The 11,209-nt window shown below is 68.2% G+C and carries 10 protein-coding genes; 8 read left to right on the forward strand and 2 right to left on the reverse strand.

What is annotated here, in order from left to right:
- Positions 1-253 precede the first annotated feature (253 nt).
- Both hemC and ACFE7U_RS02705 read left to right on the forward strand, forming a co-directional pair.
- A complete protein-coding gene (hemC, locus tag ACFE7U_RS02700; protein ID WP_375408185.1) occupies positions 254-1,177 on the forward strand; it encodes a hydroxymethylbilane synthase in 924 nt (307 codons plus the stop codon).
- A gap of 107 nt (positions 1,178-1,284) precedes the next feature.
- Positions 1,285-2,280 (forward strand): WcbI family polysaccharide biosynthesis putative acetyltransferase, encoded by a 996-nt coding sequence (locus ACFE7U_RS02705; protein ID WP_375408186.1) that lies wholly within the window; start codon positions 1,285-1,287, stop codon positions 2,278-2,280.
- A gap of 9 nt (positions 2,281-2,289) precedes the next feature.
- Here the strand turns inward: ACFE7U_RS02705 and ACFE7U_RS02710 are convergent, their stop codons facing one another.
- Complete coding sequence (locus ACFE7U_RS02710; RefSeq protein WP_375408187.1) at positions 2,290-2,685, reverse strand: response regulator; 396 nt, start codon at positions 2,683-2,685, stop codon at positions 2,290-2,292.
- A gap of 406 nt (positions 2,686-3,091) precedes the next feature.
- On the opposite strand from ACFE7U_RS02710, the gene pal reads away from it, so the two are divergent.
- The 5 genes from pal to glmM all read left to right on the forward strand — a co-directional run bounded on the left by pal (position 3,092) and on the right by glmM (position 9,352).
- Complete coding sequence (gene pal, locus ACFE7U_RS02715) at positions 3,092-3,592, forward strand: peptidoglycan-associated lipoprotein Pal (RefSeq protein WP_375408188.1); 501 nt, start codon at positions 3,092-3,094, stop codon at positions 3,590-3,592.
- Between the two features lie 131 nt (positions 3,593-3,723).
- Complete coding sequence (ybgF, locus tag ACFE7U_RS02720) at positions 3,724-4,695, forward strand: tol-pal system protein YbgF (RefSeq protein WP_375408189.1); 972 nt, start codon at positions 3,724-3,726, stop codon at positions 4,693-4,695.
- Positions 4,692-5,795, forward strand: coding sequence for a tRNA lysidine(34) synthetase TilS (gene tilS, locus ACFE7U_RS02725; RefSeq protein WP_375408190.1), 1,104 nt, complete (start codon positions 4,692-4,694; stop codon positions 5,793-5,795). The genes ybgF and tilS overlap by 4 nt, the downstream gene beginning before the upstream one ends.
- A gap of 45 nt (positions 5,796-5,840) precedes the next feature.
- Positions 5,841-7,760: an ATP-dependent zinc metalloprotease FtsH gene (gene ftsH, locus ACFE7U_RS02730; RefSeq protein ID WP_375408191.1), complete on the forward strand. Its 1,920-nt coding sequence runs from the start codon at positions 5,841-5,843 to the stop codon at positions 7,758-7,760.
- 236 nt (positions 7,761-7,996) lie between these two features.
- Positions 7,997-9,352, forward strand: a complete 1,356-nt coding sequence (gene glmM, locus ACFE7U_RS02735; protein WP_375408192.1) for a phosphoglucosamine mutase — start codon at positions 7,997-7,999, stop codon at positions 9,350-9,352.
- Positions 9,353-9,358: 6 nt separating this feature from the next.
- On the opposite strand, the gene ACFE7U_RS02740 is transcribed toward glmM, so the two are convergent.
- Positions 9,359-9,694, reverse strand: coding sequence for an MmcQ/YjbR family DNA-binding protein (locus tag ACFE7U_RS02740; protein ID WP_375408193.1), 336 nt, complete (start codon positions 9,692-9,694; stop codon positions 9,359-9,361).
- 275 nt (positions 9,695-9,969) lie between these two features.
- Here ACFE7U_RS02740 and ACFE7U_RS02745 point away from each other — a divergent pair, with 275 nt between their 5' ends.
- A complete protein-coding gene (locus ACFE7U_RS02745) occupies positions 9,970-10,863 on the forward strand; it encodes an outer membrane protein (RefSeq protein WP_375408194.1) in 894 nt (297 codons plus the stop codon).
- Positions 10,864-11,209 lie beyond the last annotated feature (346 nt).

Raw genomic sequence — 11,209 nt, forward strand, 5'->3', positions numbered from 1 at the left:
GCCTCGCCCCGCTTTCTTTCGAAACATTGTTAAGTGGAAATCCCTGTCTTTCTCCTAAGGCAGCACATGCAATGCCATCCTTCCTCATCCTTCGCGGAGAGCTTTATCGCGAACAACCGGCAGGCAAACGGGCGGGATACGCCAGGGCGGGCGGTCGAAGACGGTGCCGGCGGGCGGTGACAGGTGCGCAAGGGTTGCGTACCAAGGCGTCAGTCCCGCCGTCGCAAGCGACCCTTCGAGAGCGCGCCAATCCATGATCCAGCGTCCCCTTCGCATCGGTACCCGCGGTAGCCCGATGGCGCTGGCCCAGACCGGAATGGTCCGCGACAAGATCGTGGCCGCCAATCCCGGCCTCGAGACCGAGATCGTCGTGGTCAACACCGTGGCCGACCGCATCCTCGATCGGCCGCTCTCGGAGATCGGCGGTAAGGGGCTGTTCACCAAGGAACTGGAACAAGCGCTCTACGCCGATGTCGTCGACGTCGCGGTCCATTCCATGAAGGACGTCGAGACCTGGTTGCCCGAGGGCCTCGTCATCGCCTGCATCCTGGAACGGGACGACCCGCGAGACGCCTTCCTGGCCAGGGACGTGGCGCATCTGTCGGACCTCGCGCCCGGCGCCCGGGTCGGGACCTCGTCGCTGCGACGGGCAGCGCAGGTTCTGATGCGTCGCCCGGACCTGCGCATCGTCCCGCTGCGCGGCAATGCCAATACCCGCATGCGCAAGCTGGAGGAGGGGACCTGCGACGCCACGCTTCTGGCCCTGTGTGGGCTGGAGCGCCTCGGCATGGCCGATGTCGCCCGCAGCGTGCTGGAGGTCGACGAGATGCTGCCGGCCGTGGCGCAGGGCGCCCTCGGGATCGAGTGCCGCGAGGGTGATTCCGATGTCCGCGCCCTGCTGGCACCGCTGGTCTCGGCGACGGCGACGGCCGAGCTCGCCGCCGAGCGCGGTCTTCTCGCCGAACTCGACGGGTCATGCCGGACGCCGATCGCGGCGCTCGCCCGCATCACCGGCGACCACCTCGCCCTCGACGGCCTGTTGTTCCTGCCCGACGGCAGCGCCCATTGGGCGGTCTCGGGGGCCGGTCCTGTGAGCGATGCGGCGCGGATCGGCCGGGAGGCGGGCGCGGATTTGAAGCGGCAGGCCGGCGACACCTACGCACACCACTTGCAATAATCGCGCGCTTGTCCGGGCTCCGTACCCTCGCCGGAATGCGAGGCATCGCCGCGTCGTTGTCGGGGCGTCGGTCTCGTCGCGCGGCAGTCCCATTCCTGTCGCTGGCCGTGCAAACCCTGCCGTGGCGCGCGGTGCGGGCGCTATGGCGCGGTCCTCGACGGCGCGAGGACCGGGAAAGGACCGGTCCGCGCATTGCCGTCATCGGCAATTGCCAGGCGCGCGAGATCGCCCAGGCGCTGCGAGTGCTGGTGCCGGCGAGCCCGGTCACCCACCTGCCGATGACCTCGCTCGCGCGTCGCTACGGCAGCGCCACCCATCTCGCCGAGGCTCTCGCCGCATACGACCATGTCCATACGCAGCAGATCCCGCCGACCCTGCTCGAGGGCGGCAGTGAGGAGCTGTGCCGCCTTGACGGGCGGATCATCCGTTTCCCGACCATCGTCTTCTCCGCGTTCCATCCCGACGCGGTCTATGCCGGCGGCACGGGGAAGCCCGGAGCCCGCGATCTCGCGCGGTCGCCCCTAGGGCACTACCATTCGGCGATCGCCCTGTGCGCCTACCTCCTCGGCCTCGACGTCGGACGGACGGTCACGCTCTACAGGCGTGAGGTCTTCGTGGCTCTGGGCTACCTCGATAGCTGGAACGCCGCCGCCGCTGATCTCGCGGCGACCTCCCGGGCGATCGGGTTCGACCTGGACGAGGAGCTGGCGCGCTGGACACGAAGGGGCGTCTTCATGCACGTCCTCAACCATCCCAAGATCTTCGTCCACGCCGATATCGCCCGCAGGCTCCTTGCCCGCAGCGGCATCCCGCCCGAGCCGATCGCGGTGGAGGACTACCTCGCCGACGATCTCGCCCGCGACGTGGTCTGGCCGATCTATCCAGGGGTTGCCGAGGTCTACGGCCTCGACGGCGGATTCCTGTTCAAGGCGAAACCGCGCCCGGCCGTCTTTCCGGCGCTCTACGACCTGCCGGGCTTCGTTGCCGCGAGCTTCGTCCTGTACGCGGCGCAGGGTGCCGCCGCCCTCGCCTGCGAGCGCGTGGACGCATGGCTCGGCACGCCGGAGATCGTGGCGCTGTTCGAGGGTGCCGGATCGCCTTGACGAAGGACGTCAGGCGACCGCGAGGAGGTCGTCGATCGAGGTCGGAGCGGCCATCATCCGTGCGAGCTCGACGATCTCGGCGACCAGGAAGGGCTTGCGAAGGAAGACGCTGCGTTCCAGGCAGGCCCGCTTCGGCCGGCGCGCCGCCGACGCGTAGATGACGGGCCGGCCGGGATTGAGCGACGTGTAGGCTTCGGCAACCGTCCATCCGTCGATGAGACCGGGAAGGTTGATATCGGTGAAGAGCCAATCGACCGTAGCGCCATTCTCGCGCAGGTACGTCAGGGCATCCTCGCCGCTCGACGCCGACACGACCGTGATGCCCTCCCGCTCGCACAGGTTGGTGAGCATCTCGAGGAGAACGTAGTTGTCCTCGACGATGAGGACGACGGGTTTGCGGTCCATGGCAGCCATTCGCTTTCAAGGCGAAAACGATTGGACGATACACGTTAACCGAGCCTCAACGCCCTTCGGCTCCCTCGACGGTTTCGAGTTTTTCTCGATGCTCGGCCCGAGTGCGTCGATGATTTTGCAGCCTGGGCCATGGCCGAGATGCAGCACCGGCACCGGATCTCACGGCGCGGAATGGCGTGCCGCGGGTCCGCCCCGATTTCCCCGTGAGGGTGGTGCATGAACGCGTTCCAGTGCGCCGTCGCACGCGGCGATGATCCGGAAAGGCGGCGTCAAGGTTGACGGAACCTTCGCTTAACCGGACCGCTCTAGAAACGGCGGCATGGTTCGCCGATATCGAGCGACCACCGACGAACGTGAGGGGCGCCGGCCGGTCGGCCGAGCCCGGGAGAACAGGATCATGGTGATGACGTCCCGCTTCCGCGTGCTCCCGCTGGTGGCGGCTCTCTGCGCCGCCCTCAGCGTGGGTGCCTGCACCAACGACAAGGACCTCGCCGACGCCTCCGGCTTCGGTGGCGGCGCCGGCACGCCCGGAAGCGCCCAGGATTTCGTCGTCAATATCGGCGACAGGGTCTTCTTCGAATCCGACTCCACGGATCTGACCCCCACGGCGACGGCGACCCTCGACAAGCAGGCGCAGTGGCTCCAGCGCTATCCGCGCTACACCTTCCTCATCGAGGGACATGCCGACGAGCGCGGCACCCGCGAGTACAACTTCTCCCTCGGTGCGCGCCGGGCCCAATCGGTGAACGACTACCTCGCCTCGCGCGGCATCGCCTCGGGGCGCATCCGCACCGTGTCCTACGGCAAGGAACGGCCGGTGGCCGTGTGCAACGACATCTCGTGCTGGTCGCAGAACCGCCGCGCGGTGACGGTGCTGGATCGCGGCGCCGGAACCTGACACGCGGTATCGCGACACGCGCCGCAATTTCGCCGCGGCGCGGCGCATTGGATGATCGCGCGGTCCCGCCGCGCCAGCCGGTCCGGCCCGGACCCGGCCCATCTCCGATACGATCACCGGTGCCCATAGCCATGCTTCGCCGTCTTCTGCTCGCCACATGTCTCGGCTTCTTCGCGGTCGCTCCGACTGCGGCGCAGGACGCCAGCGATCTCGTGGTGCGCCTCAGCCGCATCGAGAACCAGTCGCGCCAGATGGCAGGGCAGATCGAGACGCTCCAATACGAGAACCGCCAGCTCAAGGAGCAGCTCCGGAAGTTCCAGGAGGACGTCGAGTTCCGCCTTAACGAGACCAAGGGCGCCAAGCCGAGCGCGCCTTCGGGCACGAATCCGGGCCAAGCCAAGCCGCAGAAGCGCAGCGACGCCTTCGACCCCGAGCAGAACCCCGGACGCCCCGGCGCCCCGCTGCCCCTGGGCAATACGACTCCGTCGGGCGAGAGCGCGGCCGCGATCGCCACCCTTCAGGCCGTCACGCCGCCCCAACGCAGCCGCACCGTCCCGCCGACCGTCGTCGAAGCCGACGACGAGGACGAGGCCGGCCTGCCGCCGCCCGGCTTCGGCGGCCCCGTCGACCTGACGCCGCCGGCGCGGGTTCCCTCCTCCGGCAGCACCCTGGCGACGCCACGCCCCGGCGGCAGCGTCGCCGCGACCGGAAGCAGCGACGCCCGGACCGATTTCGAGGCGGCCTACGCCTTCGTGCAGCAGCGCCAGTACGAGCAGGCTGAGATGAGCCTGCGCCAGTTCATCCAGTCGCATCCCCGCGATCCGCAGGTGCCGGCGGCGACCTACTGGCTCGGCGAGAGCTACCTGCAGCGCAACCGCAACCGCGAGGCGGCCGAGCAGTTCCTGAAGGTGTCCACCGATTATGCGCGCTCGCCGCAGGCCCCCGAGGCCATGCTCAAGCTCGGCGCCTCGCTCAACGCGCTGGGCGCCCGCGAGCAGGCCTGCGCCACCCTGGCCGAGCTCGAGCGCAAGTTCCCGTCCGCCGGCGCCAATGTCCGGCAGAACGTGGCACGCGAGCAGAAGCGCGCGCGCTGCGCGGCGTGAGCGCCGACCGCAGCGGCGACCCGCCGGCGGAGTGCCCGCTGGCACGCGTGCTGCAACCCTTCCTCGACGATGGCGCACCGGTGGTCCTGGCGGTTTCGGGGGGTCCCGACTCCACCGCCCTGATGCATGCGGCGGCCATGTCGGGACGGACCGGCCTCTTCGTCGCCACCGTCGATCACCGCCTGCGCCCGGAATCGGCACGAGAGGCCGAGCGGGTCGGCTCAGCCGCGACGCGCCTCGGCCTGCCTCACGCGACGCTGGTCTGGTCGGGCTCGAAGCCCTCGACCGGCATCGCTGCGGCGGCGCGGGCCGCACGCTACCGGCTCCTGGCGGATCATGCCCGCTCGGTCGGCGCAGGGCTGGTGCTGACAGGGCATACGCGCGACGACCAGGCCGAGACCGTCCTCATGCGGCTCATCGCCGGGAGCGGGCCCGCGGGCCTCGCCGCGATGGCGCCGGTACGGGACCTCGCCCCGACCGTGCGCCTCGGCCGGCCCTTCCTCACACTGCCGAAGGCCGACCTCGTCGCCTATTGCGAGGGGCACGGCCTCGCCTACGACCACGACCCGTCGAACCGCGACGATCGCTTCGGCAGGGCGCGCCTGCGTCGCCTCATGCCGCATCTCGCCCGCGAAGGTCTGACGGCCGAGCGCCTGTGCCGCCTGGCCCAGCGCAGCGCCCGCGACGAGGCTGCCCTCGCGCTGGCGGGCAGGGCAGCTCTGGCGGCCGCCTCGGTGCCGGGCGACGGTGACCTGGTGCTCGACGGCGCGACTCTGCTCGCCTTGCCCGAAGCGGTGCTTCTGCGAGTCGTCGGCGAGGCCCTGGTGCGGACCGGCGCAGGGGGTGCCGTGCGGCTCGAGCGCCTCGAACGGCTCGTCCTCCAAGACCTCGTCCCCGCCATGCGGACGGGAGCCGCGATCCGCCGGACGCTGGCGGGAATTCTCGTCAGCGTGACCCGTCAGCGGGCCGTGACCTTCGGGATCGCCCCCGCGCGGCGCACGGCTTCGCAGCCGCTCGACGGCGGCCTTGCCGCAGGCCCGCCTGATTTACTTGGCAAGGGGGGATTGGCTGCCTACATTGGCTCTGCGTGCCAGGATTGATCTGCGAGTACGCGCAGTGCGCCGCACGCCCCCAGGGATGGATCGATGAACCCCAATTTCCGCAACTTCGCACTGTGGGTCGTCATCTTCCTTCTCGTGCTCGCGCTCGTGACCCTGTTCCAGAATCCGGGTCACCGCGGCGGCGGAAGTGAGATCGCCTACAGCCAGCTCCTGAACGACGCGGATGCCGGCAAGATCCAGACAGTGGTGATCTCGGGGCAGGACGTCAGCGGCACCTATGTCGGAGGCGGCAACTTCACCTCCTACGCGCCGAACGACCCGATGCTGGTGACCAAGCTCCAGGGCAAGGGCGTGCAGATCACGGCGCGTCCCCCGTCCGACAACACGCCTTGGTTCATCCAGCTCCTCGTGAGCTGGCTCCCCATCCTCGTCTTCATCGGCGCCTGGATCTTCCTCTCGCGCCAGATGCAGTCGGGCGCAGGGCGCGCCATGGGCTTCGGCAAGTCGAAGGCGAAGCTCCTCACCGAGGCCTCGGGCCGTGTCAGCTTCGACGACGTGGCGGGCGTCGAGGAAGCAAAGGAAGATCTCCAGGAGATCGTCGAGTTCCTGCGCGACCCCCAGAAATTTCAGCGGCTCGGCGGGCGCATACCGCGCGGCGTGCTCCTCGTCGGGCCCCCCGGCACGGGCAAGACCCTGATCGCCCGGGCGGTCGCGGGCGAGGCCAACGTGCCGTTCTTCACCATCTCGGGCTCCGACTTCGTCGAGATGTTCGTCGGCGTGGGTGCCTCCCGCGTGCGCGACATGTTCGAGCAGGCCAAGAAGAACGCGCCCTGCATCATCTTCATCGACGAGATCGACGCGGTGGGCCGTCACCGCGGCGCGGGTCTCGGCGGCGGCAATGACGAGCGCGAGCAGACCCTCAACCAGCTGCTGGTCGAGATGGACGGGTTCGAGGCGAACGAGGGCGTGATCATCATCGCGGCCACCAACCGTCCGGACGTGCTCGACCCCGCCTTGCTGCGTCCGGGCCGGTTCGACCGCCAGATCATGGTCCCGAACCCCGACGTCGTCGGCCGCGAGCGCATCCTGCGCGTCCACGTCCGCAAGGTGCCGCTGGCGCCGGACGTCGACCTCAAGGTCATCGCGCGCGGCACCCCGGGCTTCTCGGGCGCCGACCTCATGAACCTCGTCAACGAATCGGCGCTGCTGGCCGCGCGCCGCGGCAAGCGCATCGTGACGATGCACGAGTTCGAGGACGCCAAGGACAAGGTCATGATGGGCGCCGAGCGGCGCACCCTCGTGATGACCGAGGACGAGAAGCGGCTCACCGCCTACCACGAGGGCGGCCACGCCATCGTCGCCTTCAACGTGCCGGCCACCGATCCCGTCCACAAGGCGACGATCATTCCGCGCGGTCGCGCGCTCGGCATGGTCATGCAGCTGCCCGAGCGCGACAAGCTCTCGATGAGCTACGAGCAGATGACCTCGCGCCTCGCGATCATGATGGGCGGCCGCATTGCTGAGGAGATGACCTTCGGCGCCGATAAGGTGACCTCGGGCGCCCAGTCCGACATCGAGCAGGCCACGCGTCTGGCCCGGATGATGGTGACCCGCTGGGGCTTCTCGCCCGAGCTCGGGACCGTCGCTTACGGCGAGAACAACGACGAAGTCTTCTTGGGCATGTCGATGGGCCGTCAACAGACGATCTCGGAGGCCACCGCCCAGAAGATCGACGGGGAGGTCCGCCGCCTCGTCGAGACCGGCCTTGAGGAGGCGCGCCGCATCCTCGCCGAGCACAAGGACGATCTCGAGGCGCTGGCGCAAGGGCTCCTCGAATACGAGACCCTGTCCGGCGACGAGATCAAGAACCTGATCGCCGGCAAGCCGCCGATCCGGGACTCGGGCGACGGACCGACCCCGATCCGCGGTTCGTCCGTGCCGTCGGCGGGCCGTGGGCGCCCGCGCGAGAACGACGGCGGCCTGGAGCCTCAGCCGCAGGCGTGATCCTCGGTGTGATCTTGCAGAACGACCGACTGAGCCCGCCGCCGGCGGGCTCAGTCATGTTGAGATACCGCTAACGATCATCGCCGATCGTGGGGCTGCTCGCCCGCTTCCGCTGCCGACGGCAACCTCATCTTCAGGCCGGGTGGGGACGTCTTCAGGGTCATGCATTTCAGGACTGTTCCGTGAGACGCACCCAGCTCCCAATCGTGACGGACAGAAGACGGGACACGAAAACCATGTCGCGCAAGTATTTCGGCACCGACGGCATTCGCGGACTCGCCAACGGCGTGATCACGCCTGAACTCGCCCTCAAGGTCGGACAGGCCGCCGGCTTGGTGTTCCAACGCGGCGACCACCGGCACCGCGTGGTGATCGGCAAGGACACCCGCCTGTCGGGCTACATGATCGAGACCGCGCTCATGGCCGGTTTCACCTCGGTGGGGATGGACGTACTCCAGCTCGGGCCGATGCCGACGCCTGCGGTGGCGATGCTGACCCGCTCCATGCGCGCCGATATCGGCGTGATGATCTCGGCCTCGCACAATGCCTACGAGGATAACGGCATCAAGCTGTTCGGTCCCGACGGCTTCAAGCTCTCCGACGAGGTCGAGCGCGAGATCGAGGCGCTGATCGACGGCGCCCTCCACAAGCGGCTCGCCGGCTCCCTCGACATCGGGCGGGCCAAGCGCATCGAGAGCGTGCATGCCCGCTACATCGAGTTCGCCAAGCGCACCCTGCCGCGTCACGTCACCCTCGACGGCCTGCGCGTCGTCGTCGACTGCGCCAACGGCGCCGGATACCGGGTCGCGCCCGAGACGCTGTGGGAGCTGGGCGCCGAGGTCATCGCCATCGGAGTCGAGCCCGACGGCTTCAACATCAACCGGGGCGTCGGCTCCACCGCGCCCGCCGCGCTGGCCGCCAAGGTCCGCGAGCTGCGCGCCGACATCGGCATCGCGCTCGACGGCGACGCCGATCGAGTCCTCATCGTCGACGAGAAGGGCCAGACGGTCGACGGCGACCAGCTCATGGCGGTGATCGCGCGCTCGTGGAAGGAGGACGACCGGCTGACGCAGCCCGGGCTCGTCGCCACGATCATGTCAAACCTCGGCCTCGAACGCTACCTCTCCGGCATCGACCTCACCCTCGCGCGCACCGCGGTCGGCGACCGCTACGTGCTCGAGCACATGCGCGAGCACGGATACAACCTCGGCGGCGAGCAATCCGGCCACATCATCATGTCGGACTACGCGACAACCGGCGACGGCCTTGTGGCGGCCTTGCAGGTTCTGAGCGTGGTCAAGCGCCAGGAGAGGCCTGTGAGTGAGGTCTGCCACTGCTTCGACCCGCTGCCGCAGATCCTGCGCAACGTGCGCTACGGCGCCGGCGAGCCGCTGCAGCAGGAGAGCGTGGTGACGGCGATCGCCCAGGCGCGGGCGCGGCTCGGCAATTCAGGCCGCCTCGTCATCCGTCCCTCCGGCACCGAACCGGTAATCCGCGTGATGGCGGAGGGCGACGACCATAGCCTCGTCTCCACCGTCGTCGACGAGGTCGTGGACGCGGTCGCACGGGTCGCCGCGAAGGTCGCGGCCTGAACGGGATTACGGCTCGGGCGCCTCGTCGAGGAGCGCGGGGGCGAGCCGTCGCCAAGCCGCGATCAGGATCGTGCGAACGACGTCCTCGTCCGCCTCCTGCAGGTCGATGCTCGTCCAGCCGCGCCGGCCCCACGCACCCGGCACGGGTTCGAGCAGGTCCCGGTCGGCTTCGGCCAGCGACGACAGGTCGTCCGCGGACAGCCTGACGACCAACCGGTCCTCGTCGACCCAGAGCGTCGCGAAGATGCGTCCGCCGAGGCGGAAATCGGGGTTGCCCTTGTGTGCGCCTTCGACGACCTCCGGCAGCAGGAGCGCCAGGGAACGAACGTCTTGAGGCTGCATCTGGAACGGTTCCTTAAGATCTCGATCGGCGATCCGTCGTTCGCAATGGAGAAAGATCTCCGATCCGGGCGCAGGTCATCGTGAAGGATGCCGTACCAGAGATGCGTCCGTTGCGGCTTCGCTACGCCACGGCAAAGGAATTCGGCAAGTCAGCACAGATCCATCAAGGATAACTTTTAACGTTAAGCCTCGTTTAACCTGTAGCGAACATCCTTCCTCTCGTCATCCAGGCCGGCATCCAGGCTTCCGGCACGCGATCGAGTAAAGGATATCCCATGCGCCGCTCCAAGCAATCAGCTTTGGCGCGCTCGATCACGCTCCTTGTGAGCGTGGGAGCGCCCTGCCTCGCACATGCCGCCGACCTCCTGCCGCCTCTGCCACCCGAACCCCTCCCGGTGGAGATCGGCGGCGGCTGGTACTTGCGCGGCGATGTCGGCGTCGGTGCCGTGAGCGTCGATCAGGTCAAGACGGTCATTCCGGGTGGTTCCCCGCTTCCGCCGGCCTACCAGATCGACCAGAAGGCGGCTTCCGACCAGTTCTTCGCGGGCGGCGGCGTCGGCTACCAGTTCAACAACTTCCTGCGCGGCGACATCACCGGCGAGTATCGCGGCGGCAGCCACATCAGCTTCAGCGACAGCTTCAACGCTTTCGCCGCCGACGGCAGCCAGATCTTCGATGCTCAGGGCAACCCCTACAAGTCGATCAACCTCTACAAAGGCAACATCTCGTCGGTGGTCGTGATGGCCAACGGCTACATCGATCTCGGCACCTGGCACGGCGTGACGCCGTTCGTCGGCGGTGGCGTCGGCTACGCCTTCCACAAGATGGCCGGTTTCAACGACGTCGGCGCCGGTGGCGCGACCGGCGGATACGGTATCGCCAACGACAAGCACTCCGGCAGCTTCGCCTGGTCGGCCCAGGCCGGCCTCGCCTACGCGGTGACGCCGAATGTCAGCCTCGAACTGGCCTACCGCTACATGAACCTCGGCACGGTCAAGTCGGGCAACGTCGCCTGCTTCAACGATCCGGGCTGCGTCTACGCCAGCTATCAAGCCAAGGACATCACCTCCCACGACGTCAAGATCGGCATGCGCTGGCTCCTCGGCGGCGTCGCCGTGGCCGCTCTCCCGCCGCTCTACGAGCCGGCTCCGCTCGTTCGCAAGTACTGAAGCGCAAGGACTGATCCGCCTCTTCGAAGGCGAGCCTGATGCGAGGGCGGTGCGGACGATGTCCGCGCCGCCCTCTCGCGTCTACGCGCCAACAATCCTGCGCCCGACAAAGACCTGGATTTCACCCCGCCAATTCAGAGCAACGTCCACCGGGCAACGGAACATTAAGGTTACTCAATTAGGAGTAGGACATAGGCTCAGCAATCTTCCATTGAGGCGCGCCTTGAGGACGAACCCATGCGTATCCTGACCGTATCCCTTCTGGCAGGCTTGAGCTTTCTTGGCGTCCCGGCGGCGCAGGCGGCCGATCTCGATTACGGCGTGCTGCGCGGTCCGGAATACGACA

It is taken from the genome of uncultured Methylobacterium sp., from assembly GCF_964251405.1.
In the GTDB taxonomy this organism is placed as follows: Bacteria; Pseudomonadota; Alphaproteobacteria; order Rhizobiales; family Beijerinckiaceae; genus Methylobacterium.

Bases quoted from the DNA above. Each gene is read 5' to 3' on its own strand.
- hemC (WP_375408185.1), top strand. From the start codon at position 254: ATGATCCAGCGTCCCCTTCGCATCGGTACCCGCGGTAGCCCGATGGCG.
- glmM (WP_375408192.1), top strand. From the start codon at position 7,997: ATGTCGCGCAAGTATTTCGGCACCGACGGCATTCGCGGACTCGCCAAC.
- ACFE7U_RS02740 (WP_375408193.1), bottom strand. From the start codon at position 9,694: ATGCAGCCTCAAGACGTTCGTTCCCTGGCGCTCCTGCTGCCGGAGGTC.
- ftsH (WP_375408191.1), top strand. From the start codon at position 5,841: ATGAACCCCAATTTCCGCAACTTCGCACTGTGGGTCGTCATCTTCCTT.
- ACFE7U_RS02745 (WP_375408194.1), top strand. From the start codon at position 9,970: ATGCGCCGCTCCAAGCAATCAGCTTTGGCGCGCTCGATCACGCTCCTT.
- ybgF (WP_375408189.1), top strand. From the start codon at position 3,724: ATGCTTCGCCGTCTTCTGCTCGCCACATGTCTCGGCTTCTTCGCGGTC.
- ACFE7U_RS02710 (WP_375408187.1), bottom strand. From the start codon at position 2,685: ATGGACCGCAAACCCGTCGTCCTCATCGTCGAGGACAACTACGTTCTC.
- pal (WP_375408188.1), top strand. From the start codon at position 3,092: ATGGTGATGACGTCCCGCTTCCGCGTGCTCCCGCTGGTGGCGGCTCTC.